Genomic DNA, 14,398 nt, shown 5'->3' with positions numbered 1-14,398 from the left:
GGAGCCCCTGCGGTCTACCTGCCGGGCACGTCGCTGCCGTAGACGACCCAGGGCGACTGCCGGAAGGAGTGCACGCCCGACAGCTGCGGCTGGACGGCGGCCACTTCGGGCAGCACCGCGAGCGTGTCCGGCCAGCAGTCGAAGTACACCGACCCCCTGACGATGAAGCCCGCCCAGTCGGTGTCCGCCGACGCGCCCTCGCGGTCGAGCACGAAGCCGACGCAGAGCAGCGATGCCCGCCCGACCGCCTCGCGCACCGCGCGGACCACCCGTTCCCCGGCGTCGCGGTCCAGCGGGCCGAGGCCGAAGCGCAGCTCCACCGTGCCGTCGTCGCCCCGGCTGATCCTGGCCCGTATCTCCTCGCCGCCGGGCAGCCAGAGCAGGAAGTCGACCCGGTCCAGGCGTTGCAGCCCGGTCAGCAGCACGAGTTGGTCCCGGCTCACCCAGGACTGCGTACCGGAGGAGTCGGTGCCGGGGCTGATCAGGGTGATGCGCCGGGTGACCGGGTGGTCCGCCCGCACACCGGCCGCCTCCAGGCCGCCGAGCAGCGACTCGGCGTCGGGGCGGCTCCAGCACAGGTGGTACGAGCAGAAGAAACCGTCACTCATCGGCGCGTCACCTCGGTACTCGTGGTGGCTGCCCGCCCCGCCCGGGGCACCGCGCGGGGCGGCGGCGTGGGGGCCGGCGGGTGGTCGGTATCCGAGCGTACGGGCACCCCCTGGTCCGGGGCTCGGGTCCATCGGCCCCGGTCCGGGGACGGCGGGGTGCGCCGGGCCCGGCTCGTAGACTCGCCGGACGGGCCGGCCGGTCCGCAGGGCGGGGACAGCGGGGAGTCGCGGCATGGCCATGTGGGTCCGACCGGTAGGCGCCGAGGCGCTGCCGGCGTGGCAGGACGGCATACGGCGGACCTACGCGGAGGCGTTCGCGGGTCCGCCGTGGCACGAGGACCCGTCTCTGGCCGACGGCTATGTCCACCGCCTGGCGGAGGACGCCGCCCGCCCCGGATTCAGGGCCGCCCTCGCGCTGAGCGGTGCCCCGGAGGACCCGGACGCCGCCTCGGTGGTGGGGTTCGCCACGGCCTGGACCACCGCCTCCCCCTTCCCGTCCGACCGGGGTTACGCGGCCGTCGCCTCGGTCCTGGGCCCTGAGCGGACGGCGGCCTGGCTCGTCGGCGCCCTGGAGGTGGACGAACTCGCGCTCAGCCCGCGTGCCCGCGGGACCGGTCTGGCGGCCGCGCTCCTGGAGTCCGTCACCGCGTCCGCGCCCGAGGGCCGCTGCTGGCTGCTGACCTCGGCGGACGCCGGGCCCGCGGTCCGCCTCTACCTGCGGCTCGGCTGGCGCCGGGTGCCCGGCCCCGCGGGGCGCCCGGACATCGCCGTGTTCCTCGGGCCCAGGCATCCGGCGTCGCGGGAACCGGCCCCGCGCGTCGACGTGTAAGCGGTGGACAACCCCGTACCGCCCCGGAAAGCTGTGCGGCGATGACACGCACCGACACGCCTCCCGCATGGGACGAGCGCACCCAGCTGACCACCTTCCTCGACTACACCCGCGCCACCGCGGTGGCCAAGTGCGAAGGGCTCTCGCAGGAGGACGCCGTGCGGGCGCCCCTGCCCGGCTCCCCGCTGATGACGCTCGCGGGGGTGGTCAACCATCTGCGCTGGGTCGAGTACTACTGGTTCGAGGTCGTCTTCCTCGGCGGCGAGGACGAGGGCCCGTGGACGGACGAGGACCCGGACCGCGAGATGCGGATCGCCGTCGACATGCCGCTCGCCGATGTGCTGCGCGAGTACGAGGAGCAGTGCGCCCGCTACCGGGAGCTGGTCGCGGCCCACGACCTGGACACGCGGGCCCAGCGGACGCGCTCGAGCGGCCTGCATCCCGATCTGCGCTGGATCCTGCTGCATCTCGTCGAGGAGACGGCCCGTCACAACGGCCACATCGACATCATCCGCGAGATCGTGGACGGGACGACGGGGGACTAGGAAGTGTCTTGCCGGGCCCGGGCCAGCTCGACGTTGAACTGGGCCCCGGACAGGAGCGCCAGGTTGGTGAACCACACCCAGATCAGGAACACCACGAGCCCCGCGAGGGAGCCGTACAGCCGGCTGTAGGAGCCGATGTACGTGGCGTACAGCGCGAACCCCGCCGACGCGGCCAGCCACAGCAGCGCCGCGAGCATCCCGCCGGGCAGGGCCTGACGGGCTCGGCGGGCCGGCTCCGGTCCGGTGCGGAAGAGGACCGTGATCAGCCCGGCCACCAGGCACAGCAGCAGGGGCCATTTCAGCACCGCCCACACCGCGTCCCCCACGTGGGTCACGCCCAGCCGGTGCCCCGCCCATCGCGCCAGCGGCCCGGTGAGCACGAGGGCGAACGCGCTGGCCATCATCAGCAGGAGCAGCCCGACCGCCCAGGCCACGATGATGTGCGCCTGGCGCAGCGCCGGCCGGGTGTCGCGTACCCCGTGCATGGCGTGCAGCGCCCGCCGGAACACCGCGAGATAGCTGGAGGCGGACCACAGCGCGCTGACGGACCCGGTCGCGACGAGCAGCCAGACGGCGGTGCGCTGCTGGGTGGCGGCCTCCAGCGGCTCGCGCAGCGCGGTGGCGGCCTCGGCGGGCGCGAAGGCGGTGATGTCGGCGATCAGTGCCCCGGTGGCGCCGGGGCTGGCGAGTCCGATGACGGACACGGTCACCAGCAGAGCGGGCAGCAGGGCGAGGATCGCGTAGTACGTGAGGGCCGCGGCCCAGTCCGATATGTCGTCGTTCCACAGCGAGACGGGCGTGCTGCGCAGCGCGAGCGGCCAGCGCCGGGCCCTTCCGGGGACGGTCTGCGCGGATCTGTGCGGGTGGGGCGGGGCCCCGGCGGCGGTACCGCTGGACTGGCTGGACACGGTTGCGGCTCCGGGGGCGTGAACGGTGTGGACGGGGCGGCGTCGGGGGTACGGAGCCGAGCCCGCTCCCCGCCTCTCCTCTTCTGCTCGTGTTCCCGCCCGGTACACCCGGTTCCGCACCGGGAGGGGCCTTCGGCCCTCGTTGTCGTACCCCGCCCGTACGCTCCCCCCATGAGCGTCTCCCTCTACTACACCGCGCGCCGCGCGACCCCGCTGACCGGGTCGGAGTCGGCCGCCGTCACCCGTGTCGTCACCGCGCGCCAGGCGTCGTTCCCGTACGAGGACGAGGAGAGCCTGTACGTGTACGCCCCCCGGGCGGCGGAGCCGGGGACCGTCCTCGACGGCTCCACCAAGATGCCGCTCGACCCCGGCCGGCTGCTGCCGGTGGTCGCCCATGTGCTGGACTCGGTCACGGAGTTGCGCCGGGCCCTGCCGGACGCCGGCTGGCATGTGCACCTGGACGATCTGGACATCGAGTGGGACGAGGCCAAGGGGTACGAGCTGCCCGGGATGCGCGACCCTGACCTCATGGGGGAGCTGGCGGCGGGCCCGGACGGAGCGGTGACCGCGCCGGACGGCCGGGGCACGCCTGGGCGGTGACGACGCCCTCGCCCGGGACGCCCGGCCGGCTGGCAAGCCCCCCGGCACTGTGAGCGGCGGGGCAGGGCTCAGCGCGGCAGCGTGACCCATGACTTGGAGCCACGCATGGGCTGGGGCGCCTCGCACACCCCCCACTCCCCACCCCAGTCGTCGACGACCGCCGCGAGCAGCCAGAGCGCCCTTCGGCGCCGGACCTCGCAGAGCGCGGCCGTGTCCGGTTCGACATGGTGCGGGTGCTGGTCCCAGACGAGGAGGCGGACGGCGTCCTCGCGGTGCCGGAGGGATACGTACAGCTCTCGCCCGGGGCTCAGCCTCGCGGTGACCGCGACGAGTTCGTTCACGGCGTGGGACACCGGCCATACGTACGCGGTGAGCCCATGCGTCTTCAGCGCGACGGCCGTCGCCGTACGGGCGATGGGCGCGCTGCGGGGGCCACCGGGGAGCGTGAAGCTCAGGCCGAGCCCGCTCCCGGTGCGCCCCTTGGTGCGGAGACGGGGCGGCGGGCCCTGCGTGGACGGGGCGTACGGGTACGTCGGCCGGCTGCCTGTGGCGGCCGGGCAGAGCGCGGTGGGCGGCGAGACGTGCATGGCTGACTCCCTGACGGACGGTGCAGTGGGTACGCGGACGAACGGTGGCCTGTCTCCCTGACGCGGGCCCGCCCCTCCCAGGGAAGGAGGCTGAGGGCAGGACCACGCGATGCACTTCGGTTCGCCGTGCGTGAGCGGTGCGCTACCGAATGTAGCGCGACTTGGCACGCGTGCCGTCACGTTCGAGGCAATTGCCTCCACCTGTTCTGGACTGCGCCACCCCGGCCGGGACAGACTGTCCCCATCGTCGGCGGAAGAAGGGCTCCATGCCGAGCAGTTCCACTCCCACAGAGCGGCAGAAGCGGCTGGGTGCCGAGTTGCGGAAGATGCGAGTCGCCGCAGAGGCGACCACCACGTACGCCGCGGGGCTGCTGGGCATCGACCGTACGAAGATCTCCAACATGGAGGTCGGCGTCCGCCCTGTCACTCCCGCCCGCATCCGCACCCTCGCCTGCAACTACGCCTGCGCGGACGGCACGTACGTCGATGCCCTGGTACAGATGGCGGAACCGGGCGAGCCCGGCTGGTGGGAGAAGTACCGGGGCCAGCTCCCCTCGGGCCTGCTCGACATCGCCGAGCTCGAATGGCATGCCACCTGCATCCGTACGGCTCAGACCGTCCACCTGCCCGGCCTCCTTCACACGGACGACTACGCCCGCGCGGTCTTCGGTGCCGTACTTCCGAAGCTTTCCCCGTTGGAGGTCGAGCTGCGGGTGGCCCACCGGATGGACCGGCAGCGGGTGCTCGACCGCCGTCCCCCCACGCCGTATGTGGGCTACGTGCACGAGGCGGCTCTCCGCATGGAGTTCGGAGGCACGCAGGCCGCAAAGCTCCAGCTCCGCCACCTCTGCGAGATGTCCGAGCAAGAGCACATCGACATCCGCGTCATCCCGGTCAGCCGGGGCGCGTTCCCCGGCGCCGGTCACGCCCTTCTCTACGCCCACGGCGCCGTTCCTCAACTGGACACCGTTCAGCTCGACTCCGCGCACGGCCCGGAATTCATGCATGCTGAGGGGCAGTTGACGAAGTACCGGGCCCACTTGGACTGGCTGGAGGCCGCATCTCTGGACTCCACCGGCTCGCGGGACTTCATTCAGGCCATCTCGAACCAACTGTGAGGACGTACCACATGCCGGCGATCGACTGGGAAGACGCCTTCTGCGGGGAAGGAAACAATTGTTTCCGCCTGGGCACGGACTCCGAGGGCAACGGCTACATCGCCGTCGCCGGGGCCGAGGACCATGTCCTCACCGACAGCCGCGAGGCACTCGCACAGATGATCCGGGACATCAAGGCCGGCAAGGCGGACCACCTGTTGTAGCGGCCGAGGACGGCCCCGCCGACACCTCAGGACGCCTCACGGAGCGCGGTCCACCCAGCCGTGTTGAACACGGAGTCGCCCGGCGCCACGATCGGCGGCTTCTCCTGCGCCCTCGTCCCCGACAATGCGCGGGCGGTCGCTTCCGGACTCAGCTTCCAATCACCGTCATGCCACTGGACACCGATCAGAGTACGCGTGTAACTGCCGGACTCCTTCGCCAGTTCACCGTTCTTCTGTGTGGCCCGGGCCAGCACCCAAAGAGAGATCTCATCGCCCTTGGCCTCGATGATCTTGTAGCCGATGACGTGGTTCCGCATGTACGCGCCGGCAGGCAAGGGTCCGCCTGCCGGCGCGCCCGTCTCCTTCTCGAACCGGCGATCGGGCTTTTCGGTGACCGCCTTGATGTGCTCGACCGCCACCGGGGCGTGGTCCTCCGGCACGACGTACGAGTCGTAGAGCCGCATTTGCTCGTCGAAGATGTTCGTACCCCCTTCGATCACCGTGGTGTTGGCGGCGACCGCCATGGCCACTCCGCCCTCGACGGTGTGCGGGAAGCCGACCACGCTGCCGTGCTTGTCGGTCCGCTGCCCGTGCGGGAGCAGCGCCCACCGTTCCGGCTCGGTCCATTCGTCCGGCGGTGAGTACCCCTCGGCCCGGGACGCCGAGGGCGGAGTCTGTTCCGGAGACGGTGAGAGAGATGTAGGGCTGGGACTCATCCCGCTCCGTACGGCCACGATCGGTACGCCATCTCCTCTCGTGTCCAGGGCGTGGGTGACCAGAGCGACCACGCCGGCCAAAAGCAGGCCGACTACCGCTAAGCGTCCACTGGTCCACTTCTCGCTCGTGCGCTCCACAACAGGCCCTTCCGATACCGCCGATACATCGTTGCTCCGCGATGCTGCCTCAGAAGTACCAGCGCTCAGGCCGTTTCCCGGTGAACGGCCGAAGTCGGTCCCCAGGGCCGGAGGGCTCGCGTTGCGCAGTGGGACGCGGTGCCTCGGGGAGTCCCCGTCGCGGTCGATCACCGAGCGACTGAAAACCGCTTGCGGACGCCCCGACCCCCACCTACCTTGGTCTGCATGGGTTCTCTGTGATACTCCCCCTGCGCCTGCGTTGAGCTCGGCTCCGCAGTAGCGCATTCTCCTGCGCATCCGCACTCTCACGCCTCAGCGGCTCCGTGACGCCTGCCCTTCCGGTACGCGGCCCCGGTGTGCCGTCGGCGTGCGCGGACGCGCCCCGACCACCGCGCGCCGATCGGCCCGGGCCGAGAACAGGGGGCTTTCCCATGCACACCGGACAACTCACACTTCAGAACGTCACCCGCCGCTACGACGACCGCGTCGTGCTGGACGACGTCACCTTCACCGTCAGGCCCGGGGAGCGGGCGGGCATCATCGGCGACAACGGGGCCGGCAAGTCCACGCTGCTCCGGCTGATCGCCGGGCTCGACCGGCCCGACAACGGGGCGCTGACCGTCGTCGCACCCGGCGGCACGGGCTACCTCGCGCAGTCGCTCACCCTGCCCGCCGGGGCGACCGTCCAGGACGCCGTGGACGCGGCGCTCGCCGGGCTGCGGGAGCTGGAGGCCCGGATGCGCCGGGCCGAGGCCGGGCTCGCGGGCCTGGCCGGGGCGGAGCTGACCGCCGCGCTGGAGGCGTACGCGGGGCTCGTCGCGCGGTACGAGGCGCGGGCCGGTTACGAGGCCGACGCGCGGGTGGACATCGCCCTGCACGGTCTCGGGCTGCCCGGCCTGGACCGGGACCGGCCGCTGTCCACGCTGTCGGGCGGCGAGCGGTCGCGGCTGGCGCTGGCGGGGACGCTGGCTTCCCGGCCGGAGCTGCTGCTGCTCGACGAGCCGACCAACGACCTGGACGACCGGGCCGTGGACTGGCTGGAGAACCACCTGCGGGCGCACCGGGGCACCGTGCTCGCGGTGACGCACGACCGGGTGTTCCTGGAACGGGTCACCACGACGATCCTGGAGGTCGGCGAGGGCCGGGTGACGCGGTACGGGGACGGCTACGAGGGCTACCTCGCCGCGAAGGCCGCCGATCGCCGGCGCCGACTGCGGGAGTACGAGGACTGGCGCGACGAGCTGACCCGTAACCGGGAGCTCGCCGCGTCCAACGTGGCCCGGCTGGCGGCGATCCCGCGCAAGGTGCCGCTCAGCGTGTTCGGGCACGGAGGGTTCCGGGCGCGGGGGCGGGGGCACGGGGCGATGGTCCGCATCCGCAACGCGAAGGAGCGCGTCGAACGGCTCACGGAGCGGCCGGTCGCGCCGCCGCCGGATCCGCTGGTGTTCGCCGCCCGGGTGACCGCCGCCCAGGCGTCCGCTCCGCCGGTCGCGGCGGAGCTGGCCGGGGTCCGCGTCGGGCGCCGCCTCTCCGTGCCCGCGCTGCGGATCGGGGGCGCGGAACGCCTGCTGGTCACGGGGGCGAACGGGGCCGGCAAGTCGACGCTGATGCGGGTGCTCGCGGGTGAGCTGCAACCCGACGCCGGGACCGTGCGGACGTGGGGGCGGGTCGGGCACCTGCGCCAGGAGGAGACGCCGTGGCCGGCCGGCCTGACGCTCCCGGAGGCTTACGCCCACGGGCGCGGCGGTGACCTCGACGCGCACACGGAACACCTGCTGTCGCTGGGCCTGTTCGGCCCGGCGGACCTGCGCCTGCGGGTCGGCGAGCTCTCCTATGGGCAGCGGCGCCGGATTGAACTGGCCCGCCTGGTCGGCGAACCCGTCGATCTGCTGCTGCTCGACGAGCCGACGAACCACCTCTCCCCGGCGCTGGTGGAGGAGCTGGAGGGCGCTTTGGCCGGGTTCGGGGGTGCGGTGGTCGTCGTCACGCACGACCGGCGGCTGCGGGAGCGCTTCCGCGGGAGGCGGCTGGAACTGGACGAGGGACGGGCGGTGGAACGTACGGAAGCGGCCTGATTGGCCGATAACTCGCTGGTTTGATGACTGAAATCCGCCCCCTCCGAGGAGGGTTGGTGTCGGTCATATGAACACCGGCCGACTCATGGACAGCCGGATCACAGACAATCCACCCCTGGGGGGGCTTTGCACCTGTCTTCACTGAAATCCGGCCGCGCGCACGCGAAACGCGCGAGCCGGATCGCGGCCTGCACCGCGCTCGTCCTCTCCGCCGGCATGCTGCTGGCGGCCCCGGCCTCGGCCGACGACGCGAAGGGCGCCGACGCGCCGAAGGCCGTCGGCTCGACGCCGCGCAACATCTCCAGCGACAACATCCTCTACCAGGACCGGAAGGGCTATCTGTATCTGTCGCCGGGCGGGAGGACGCAGGACTACCGCTTCGTGCTCAACAACGAGGACGATCCGGCCAACTACGTCGTTTACAAGGACGTCATCACGCCAGGCGACCTGCAGGGCGATGGTGAGCCCGAGGTCCTCACCCTGACGGCGTCCGGGACACTCACGCTGCGCACCTGCTTCAGTCCGGACAGGAACGCCGGTCCTCCCACCTGGTCCGGCAACGGCTGGCAGAAGTACAACAAGGTCGTCGCGTCCGGCGACCTGACCGGTGACGGTCACAACGACCTGATCGCGCGCACACCCTCCGGCGACCTCTATCTCTACGTCTCCACCGGGCGCATCGAGGGCCAGCCCTTCGAGCCCGGCGTCAAGGTGGCCTCGGGCTGGCAGGCGTACGACCAGATCGTCGGCATGAATGACGCCACCGACGACGGCATCGGCGACGTCGTCACCCGGACGCCCGCCGGTGATCTCTATTTCCACGAGGGCACCGGGGACCCGTCGGAGCCCTTCGAGGCACCGTTCAAGATCGGTTACGGGTACGACACGTACAACCAGCTCGTGGGTCTCGATGACGTCAACGGCGATGGTCGCGGCGACCTCATGGGCCGCAAGACGAACGGTGACACGTACATCTACCACTCCCTGGGCGACGGCCGGGTACAGGCGAGGATCACCGGAAAGCCGGGGTGGCAGAAGGCGTCCCTGTTCGCCGGGGCGGGCGGTAACCCGGACTCCGGCAAGCGCAACGTCATAGCCGCCGATCCCGAGGGCTTCGGGTATGTGTACGAATCCCTGAACAACGGCGAGCTCTACGGGGCGAGTGAGAGTCCGTACAACTCCCGCGACGGCCTCGTGCGGAACGCCTCCTCCCTCGACGGCGACGGGAAATCCGACGTCCTCCGGGTCGAGGACGACGAGCTGTACCTCGGGTACAAGAAGATCAGTGCCGGATGGGGCGGCTACGACGACATCGTCGGCCCGGGCGACCTGAGCGGTGACGGCGCGGGCGACCTCCTCGCCCGCGACTCCAAGGGCGACCTGTTCCTGTACCAGGGGAACGGCCAGGGCACCGCGTTCGCGGCGAAGGTCAAGGTGGGCTACGGCTACGGCACCTACCGCTTCATCGTCGGCGCCGGGGACCTCACCGGTGACGGCCGGGCGGACGTGGTGGCGATCGCCAAGGACGGCACGCTGTACCTGTACGAGGGCACGGGGAAGGCGTCCGCACCGCTGAAGGCGCGCGTCAAGATCGGCTCAGGCTTCGACATCTACAACAAGTTCGCCGCCGTGGACAACCTCAACGGGGACGGCAGAACGGGCCTGGTCGGGGTCAACGGCTACGGCGACCTGTACCGCTACGCGTCGACCGGGACGGGCGAGCTGAGCAAGCGCGTACTGATCGACTCCGACTTCAACAAGTACAAGGCCCTGTACTGATCCCCCGCGCGGCGGCGGCCCTGGTGCGGGCCGCCGCCGCGCGGTGCGGGTCAGCTCTGCGAGCCGGTCCCGGTCTCGCCGCGCTGGAAGGAGACCTCCACGCGGCGGTTCTTCCGGCGGCCCTCCTCGTCGTCGTTGCTCGCGATCGGGTAGTCCTCGCCGTAGCCCCGGATCTCGAACGTGATCCCGGAGCCGCCGAGCGCCTCGTCCAGCACGTTGTGGACGGCCTCGGCGCGCTTTTTGGACAGCACGTCACCGTGCTCGGACGAGCCGAGGTCGTCAGTGAACCCGAACACCCTGACCTTCTTGGCGTCCTGCCGCTTGATCTCCTCCGCGATGGCGTTGATCCGCCCCTTGGCCTCACCGCTGAGCTTCGCGCTGTCCTTGCCGAAGAGCACCTCCGCCTGGAGGGCGAACTTGATGTCGGCGTTGGTGTCCTCGCGGCGCTCCTCGCCGCCGAGGTCCTCGATGACGGACTTGATGTCGAGGACTTTGGGCGGGGCGAGGGTGGCGCCATCCGGGAGCTTCAGGTCGGAATCGTTGGAGTCGACCTCTACCGGTGGCTCGGCCGATGCGGACGGGTAGGGACTGTCATCGGCGACCGCCTGTGTGGCTTCGATTGCCCCGAACGCCAGCGCCACTGCGAACGCGGTCATGACGACACGTGTTCTCGTCCCCTTCGCGGCGTCGATGTCGGCACTCATCCGGTGATCTCAATCGTCGCGTTCGGGAACCCCGGGAACTGAAGATCCACCTTGTTCGTGGTGCTGGGCGGGGACGGAAACTGGGCGAAGAAATTCAGGCTCTGCCCTGGGTCGATGCTCGACGTGTAGTTACTCGTGGTGAGCGGCCGGTTGTCGGTGTCCCGCAGGACGTAGTACCGCTTCTTGCCGACCGAGTCCACCAGCGTCATACCGGCCAGCGAAGGACCCGTATCGGTGACCGCTTCCTCCTGCCCGCTCCATTCGAGAGGTGTGGTGAACCCTTCTCCGCCGGTGTTCTTGAAGTCGCCGCTAACGGTCAGGAATCCGCCGCTGTCCCGCTTGGCCGAGTACACGATCATCTGGACACCCTTGTCGTTCTTTAGGGTCGCGAGTGTCTTGCTGCGATCGGGAAGCGTTTCGCTCTGTGCACCCTGCTTGCCCTGCCCCTTGCCTGCATCGGACGAGGCCGCGGGCTCGTTGTCCACTCCCTTGTCGTCGCCACCGCAAGCTGCCACTGAGAACAGCAGAGACGAGGCCAGGAGTGCGACTGCCCCAGCCCGGCATACTTTCCCCACCTGCCGGAAATTCATTCGGAATCCTTTACGTCATTCGTGGTCAGTTCTCGGTCAGGCGCACGGAGAAGAGGTCGGCCATCTCAGGCATGAGCGTCAGGTCTTCGGAGTCCACCACCCAGTCCAGGCCCCCGTCACAGCGGACCTTGCCGACTGGCGTGGTCGTCGCCTCCGGATCCGGATCTACGTCCGTGTCCGGAGAGCTCGTCGGCTCCGGGGTGTTGGCCGGCTCCGGGCTGAACGTGCAGCGGGGTTCGACCACGGCCACGGCCACGGCTTCCGCCTTCTTGCCCTCGGTGCCCGGCACGATGTCCGTGCTCATGCCCTTCTTGGACTGCAGGCGGACCTCGTAGCCCCATCTGCCGTCGGCCAGTGGCTGGCAACCGACGATGCTCGCCTTGTTCCGCGCAGCAAACGAGGACGCCCTCCCGCAGGCGTTGTCCGGCCCCCCCAGGAACGACGGGCTGAACACCGATACCAAGTAATCGGGGTCCGCGAGATGCGCCTTCAGGTCGGTTTCGAGCAGGCTGCGCGATTCCTTGGCCGCCGCCAGCGCTGCCGCATCGGCTGCACTCTGCGCACCATTTCGCTGAATGTCGGCTTCACCGAATGCTAAGAAGATCAAGCCGAGGAAGAGCAGGCCCACCACCGCTGTAATGTACAGCGGTGCGGCCTGCCCCGAGTCCTCGCAGACTTTCGGTGTCACTTGCCCAAGACCTTATTGATCTTTTCCTTGAACTTGTTTCCGATGGTGGTGCCCATCTTGGTGTTGATCAGAGCGATCACGATCGCCACCACCAGAATCGTGATGCCGACGTACTCGATCGCCCCCTGCCCCGCGTCCTTCCGGCGCTTCATGCGGTCCACAGTGGTGCTCGCCCAGTGGTTCACATAAGTCTGCGTCCGCACCGCCGCCTTGAGCGCGATGTTCTTCATGGCGATGTCCCCCTCCGGGTTCGACCGACCGGGAATCGGTCGACGTTGGTCCATAGGTCCGCGTGCTGCGGGCAACGTACGTCGGTGCAGTGGCCCTCTTCGTGGGCTTCCGGGCCCATTCCCACTTCCGGGGCTCGTCAGACGTATCGCTTTCAGCCATGCTGCCCCTCCCGCCCCCCTCAGCTCCGAATGTCCCACAAACAGCTCTCCGAGGACGGCGCTTCGCGTTGTCAGCTGCCGAAGATCTCATTGATGTTCACGTTCGCCGCGTAGTAGAACCCGACCGCGATCAGGATGATCGTGCCCGGGAGCATGAAGCTCGTGACGATCAGCGTGGCCTTGGGGACGGCCTTGGACGCCTTGCGGCGGGCTTCCTGGGCGTCGGTGCGGCGCATGTCGTTGGCGATCTGGATCAGGGTGTCGACGATGGGCGCGCCCAGCTCCTCGCCCTGCTGGAGGGCGGAGACGAACATGGAGACCTGTTCGGACTCGTTGCGGCGGCGGAGCTGGTCGAAGGCGTCGCGCCTGCTGACGCCCATGTCCATCTGGCGCAGGGTGATGCGCAACTCGTCGGACCACGGGCCGGTGTACTTCTCCGAGACCCGCTCCAGCGCCTGCCGGAAGCCGAGCCCGGCCGAGACGACGACCGCGAGGACGTCCAGGAAGTCGGGCAGGGTGCGCTCGATGTCGTCCTTGCGCCGGGCGATGGCCGCCCGGATGATCACGTCCGTCCAGAACAGGCCGTAGACGAGCAGGATGACGGCCAGGAACACCTGCCCGTTCATCAGCATGGCCAGGGCGGCCAGGACGCCGAGGCCGCCGAAGACCGCGCGCCGGGCGGCGTAGCGGTCGACGGTCAGGCCGCGCGGGTTGCCGGCCATGTCGAGCTTCCGGCGGATCCGGTCGACGCGCCGGGGGCCCATCATGGACAGGATCCGGGGGGCGTACCGCATGCCGATGCGGTCGATGGCCGAGCCGGCGGCGCTGGTGCGGCTGGCGCCGACCTCCAGGGCGACGGCCAGGTCGCCGGGGAGCTTGGCGTCCGCGCGGTACATGCGGACGCCCTGGAAGGCGCCGAGGACGGCGAGTCCCATGACGGCGGCGAGCAGGATCTCCATGTGCGTCTCCTCTCCGGCCGTCAGATGCGGACGCGGGTCAGGCGGTTGATCAGGAAGAAGCCGAGGCCGTAGAGACCGGCGGCGACGACGATCGCGATGCGGCCGGTCGTCGCGGCGGCCATGTCGTCCAGTGCGCCGCCCCTCATGGTGTTGATGAGGAGCAGGAAGAGCAGTCCGAGGACGGGCACGGCGACGGCGGTGACCTTCACCTGCGAGAGGAGGGTGGTCACCTCGCGCCGGGTCTCCTTGCGCTCCTCCAGCGTGTTGGTGAGGTTGCGCAGCGAGGAGACGATGGTGCCGCCCGCCCGGTTGGACAGGATGAGGGTGGAGACGAGGACGGTCAGCTCGCGGGAGGGCAGCCGTTCGACGAGCTCGTTCAGGGCGTCGTCCAGGGAGTGGCCGATGGCCAGGCGGTCGGCGACCCGGCGCAGCTCCTCGTGGGCGGGGTCGTCCAGCTCCTCGACGGCCATGGAGATCGCGGTGCGCAGGGCGAGTCCGGCCTGGGTGGCGTTGGCGAGGACGCGGGTGAGCTCGGGGAGCTGGCTGATGAACGCCTCGGTGCGTTTGGCGCGCTGCCAGTCGAGGAAGGCGTTGCCGCCCCAGGCGCCGATGAGGACCGCGAGGAGTCCGAAGAACGAGGCGAAGACGGCCGCGGTGACGAAGTAGAGCGCGAGCAGGGCGGCGACGACGTACACGGCGTACTCGCCGGGGGTGAGGTCGAGCCCGGTGACCGCGAGCTTCCGCTCGATGCGCTTGCCGAGGCGGGTCCGGCGCAGCTTGCGGTCGACGGTCCGGAAGCGCCGGGCGCGTCCCTCGATCGCCGGGGGGCCGGTCCGGGAGAGGCGGTCGATGAGGGCCCGCTGCTGTTCCCTGCCGGAGGCGTAGACATGCAGGCCGATGACGGCGAGCACACCGGCGAGCAGGGTCACGCCGACCGTCAGGAGCGGGAGGTTGTCCATGTC

General features: G+C 70.3%; 17 protein-coding genes. 7 read left to right on the top strand and 10 right to left on the bottom strand.

The genetic code is table 11. The features are described 5' to 3' along the window. Window positions 1–14: 14 nt before the first annotated feature. Complete coding sequence (locus ACLQ2N_RS27755) at window positions 15–608, bottom strand: hypothetical protein (protein WP_425817037.1); 594 nt, start codon at window positions 606–608, stop codon at window positions 15–17. 232 nt (window positions 609–840) lie between these two features. Between ACLQ2N_RS27755 and ACLQ2N_RS27750 the strand changes: the two genes are divergently transcribed. Both ACLQ2N_RS27750 and ACLQ2N_RS27745 read left to right on the top strand, forming a co-directional pair. Continuing rightward, window positions 841–1,437 (top strand): GNAT family N-acetyltransferase, encoded by a 597-nt coding sequence (locus ACLQ2N_RS27750; RefSeq protein ID WP_425817035.1) that lies wholly within the window; start codon window positions 841–843, stop codon window positions 1,435–1,437. 41 nt (window positions 1,438–1,478) lie between these two features. Beyond that, complete coding sequence (locus tag ACLQ2N_RS27745) at window positions 1,479–1,982, top strand: DinB family protein (RefSeq protein ID WP_425817033.1); 504 nt, start codon at window positions 1,479–1,481, stop codon at window positions 1,980–1,982. Here ACLQ2N_RS27745 and ACLQ2N_RS27740 read toward each other — a convergent pair. Next, on the bottom strand, window positions 1,979–2,890 hold the full coding sequence (locus tag ACLQ2N_RS27740; RefSeq protein ID WP_425817031.1) for a YihY/virulence factor BrkB family protein: 912 nt from the start codon (window positions 2,888–2,890) through the stop codon (window positions 1,979–1,981). The genes ACLQ2N_RS27745 and ACLQ2N_RS27740 overlap by 4 nt on opposite strands. A 171-nt stretch (window positions 2,891–3,061) precedes the next feature. On the opposite strand from ACLQ2N_RS27740, the gene ACLQ2N_RS27735 reads away from it, so the two are divergent. Further along, window positions 3,062–3,490, top strand: a complete 429-nt coding sequence (locus tag ACLQ2N_RS27735) for a hypothetical protein (RefSeq protein ID WP_425817029.1) — start codon at window positions 3,062–3,064, stop codon at window positions 3,488–3,490. Window positions 3,491–3,558: 68 nt separating this feature from the next. Here ACLQ2N_RS27735 and ACLQ2N_RS27730 read toward each other — a convergent pair whose 3' ends face one another. Continuing rightward, window positions 3,559–4,077 (bottom strand): ATP-binding protein, encoded by a 519-nt coding sequence (locus ACLQ2N_RS27730; protein WP_425817028.1) that lies wholly within the window; start codon window positions 4,075–4,077, stop codon window positions 3,559–3,561. 266 nt (window positions 4,078–4,343) lie between these two features. Here ACLQ2N_RS27730 and ACLQ2N_RS27725 point away from each other — a divergent pair, with 266 nt between their 5' ends. Beyond that, window positions 4,344–5,195, top strand: a complete 852-nt coding sequence (locus ACLQ2N_RS27725; RefSeq protein WP_425817026.1) for a DUF5753 domain-containing protein — start codon at window positions 4,344–4,346, stop codon at window positions 5,193–5,195. Window positions 5,196–5,206: 11 nt separating this feature from the next. Then, on the top strand, window positions 5,207–5,398 hold the full coding sequence (locus ACLQ2N_RS27720) for a hypothetical protein (protein WP_425817024.1): 192 nt from the start codon (window positions 5,207–5,209) through the stop codon (window positions 5,396–5,398). A gap of 26 nt (window positions 5,399–5,424) precedes the next feature. Here ACLQ2N_RS27720 and ACLQ2N_RS27715 read toward each other — a convergent pair whose 3' ends face one another. Next, window positions 5,425–6,114: a hypothetical protein gene (locus ACLQ2N_RS27715; RefSeq protein ID WP_425817022.1), complete on the bottom strand. Its 690-nt coding sequence runs from the start codon at window positions 6,112–6,114 to the stop codon at window positions 5,425–5,427. 569 nt (window positions 6,115–6,683) lie between these two features. On the opposite strand from ACLQ2N_RS27715, the gene ACLQ2N_RS27710 reads away from it, so the two are divergent. Beyond that, window positions 6,684–8,327 (top strand): TlrC/CarA/OleB/SrmB family ABC-F type ribosomal protection protein, encoded by a 1,644-nt coding sequence (locus ACLQ2N_RS27710; protein WP_425817020.1) that lies wholly within the window; start codon window positions 6,684–6,686, stop codon window positions 8,325–8,327. A 126-nt stretch (window positions 8,328–8,453) separates the two neighbouring features. Continuing rightward, complete coding sequence (locus ACLQ2N_RS27705; RefSeq protein WP_425817018.1) at window positions 8,454–10,106, top strand: FG-GAP repeat domain-containing protein; 1,653 nt, start codon at window positions 8,454–8,456, stop codon at window positions 10,104–10,106. 50 nt (window positions 10,107–10,156) lie between these two features. Here the strand turns inward: ACLQ2N_RS27705 and ACLQ2N_RS27700 are convergent, their stop codons facing one another. The 6 genes from ACLQ2N_RS27700 to ACLQ2N_RS27675 all read right to left on the bottom strand — a co-directional run bounded on the left by ACLQ2N_RS27700 (window position 10,157) and on the right by ACLQ2N_RS27675 (window position 14,395). Continuing rightward, window positions 10,157–10,762 (bottom strand): OmpA family protein, encoded by a 606-nt coding sequence (locus ACLQ2N_RS27700; RefSeq protein ID WP_425817016.1) that lies wholly within the window; start codon window positions 10,760–10,762, stop codon window positions 10,157–10,159. Between the two features lie 44 nt (window positions 10,763–10,806). Continuing rightward, complete coding sequence (locus tag ACLQ2N_RS27695) at window positions 10,807–11,295, bottom strand: hypothetical protein (protein WP_425817014.1); 489 nt, start codon at window positions 11,293–11,295, stop codon at window positions 10,807–10,809. Between the two features lie 130 nt (window positions 11,296–11,425). Then, window positions 11,426–12,088, bottom strand: a complete 663-nt coding sequence (locus ACLQ2N_RS27690) for a pilus assembly protein TadG-related protein (RefSeq protein WP_425817012.1) — start codon at window positions 12,086–12,088, stop codon at window positions 11,426–11,428. Beyond that, on the bottom strand, window positions 12,085–12,318 hold the full coding sequence (locus ACLQ2N_RS27685) for a hypothetical protein (RefSeq protein ID WP_425817010.1): 234 nt from the start codon (window positions 12,316–12,318) through the stop codon (window positions 12,085–12,087). The genes ACLQ2N_RS27690 and ACLQ2N_RS27685 overlap by 4 nt, the downstream gene beginning before the upstream one ends. A gap of 230 nt (window positions 12,319–12,548) precedes the next feature. After that, window positions 12,549–13,436: a DUF5936 domain-containing protein gene (locus ACLQ2N_RS27680; RefSeq protein WP_425817008.1), complete on the bottom strand. Its 888-nt coding sequence runs from the start codon at window positions 13,434–13,436 to the stop codon at window positions 12,549–12,551. A 20-nt stretch (window positions 13,437–13,456) separates the two neighbouring features. Then, the gene (locus ACLQ2N_RS27675) at window positions 13,457–14,395 is read right to left on the bottom strand and encodes a type II secretion system F family protein (RefSeq protein WP_425817006.1); all 939 of its coding nucleotides are present in this window, start codon (window positions 14,393–14,395) and stop codon (window positions 13,457–13,459) included. Window positions 14,396–14,398: the final 3 nt, after the last annotated feature.

Origin of the sequence: Streptomyces sp. DT224 (assembly GCF_049844595.1) — a bacterium.
In the GTDB taxonomy this organism is placed as follows: Bacteria; Actinomycetota; Actinomycetes; order Streptomycetales; family Streptomycetaceae; genus Streptomyces.
Note: the sequence above shows the minus strand (reverse complement) of the source record. Positions and strands in the feature narration are given on the sequence as shown.

What these genes read in the sequence shown, in the direction of transcription:
- ACLQ2N_RS27755 (WP_425817037.1), bottom strand. Translation starts at nt 608, where the DNA reads ATGAGTGACGGTTTCTTCTGCTCGTACCACCTGTGCTGGAGCCGCCCC.
- ACLQ2N_RS27750 (WP_425817035.1), top strand. Translation starts at nt 841, where the DNA reads ATGGCCATGTGGGTCCGACCGGTAGGCGCCGAGGCGCTGCCGGCGTGG.
- ACLQ2N_RS27745 (WP_425817033.1), top strand. Translation starts at nt 1,479, where the DNA reads ATGACACGCACCGACACGCCTCCCGCATGGGACGAGCGCACCCAGCTG.
- ACLQ2N_RS27735 (WP_425817029.1), top strand. Translation starts at nt 3,062, where the DNA reads ATGAGCGTCTCCCTCTACTACACCGCGCGCCGCGCGACCCCGCTGACC.
- ACLQ2N_RS27730 (WP_425817028.1), bottom strand. Translation starts at nt 4,077, where the DNA reads ATGCACGTCTCGCCGCCCACCGCGCTCTGCCCGGCCGCCACAGGCAGC.
- ACLQ2N_RS27725 (WP_425817026.1), top strand. Translation starts at nt 4,344, where the DNA reads ATGCCGAGCAGTTCCACTCCCACAGAGCGGCAGAAGCGGCTGGGTGCC.
- ACLQ2N_RS27720 (WP_425817024.1), top strand. Translation starts at nt 5,207, where the DNA reads ATGCCGGCGATCGACTGGGAAGACGCCTTCTGCGGGGAAGGAAACAAT.
- ACLQ2N_RS27715 (WP_425817022.1), bottom strand. Translation starts at nt 6,114, where the DNA reads ATGAGTCCCAGCCCTACATCTCTCTCACCGTCTCCGGAACAGACTCCG.
- ACLQ2N_RS27710 (WP_425817020.1), top strand. Translation starts at nt 6,684, where the DNA reads ATGCACACCGGACAACTCACACTTCAGAACGTCACCCGCCGCTACGAC.
- ACLQ2N_RS27700 (WP_425817016.1), bottom strand. Translation starts at nt 10,762, where the DNA reads ATGACCGCGTTCGCAGTGGCGCTGGCGTTCGGGGCAATCGAAGCCACA.
- ACLQ2N_RS27685 (WP_425817010.1), bottom strand. Translation starts at nt 12,318, where the DNA reads ATGAAGAACATCGCGCTCAAGGCGGCGGTGCGGACGCAGACTTATGTG.
- ACLQ2N_RS27680 (WP_425817008.1), bottom strand. Translation starts at nt 13,436, where the DNA reads ATGGAGATCCTGCTCGCCGCCGTCATGGGACTCGCCGTCCTCGGCGCC.
- ACLQ2N_RS27675 (WP_425817006.1), bottom strand. Translation starts at nt 14,395, where the DNA reads ATGGACAACCTCCCGCTCCTGACGGTCGGCGTGACCCTGCTCGCCGGT.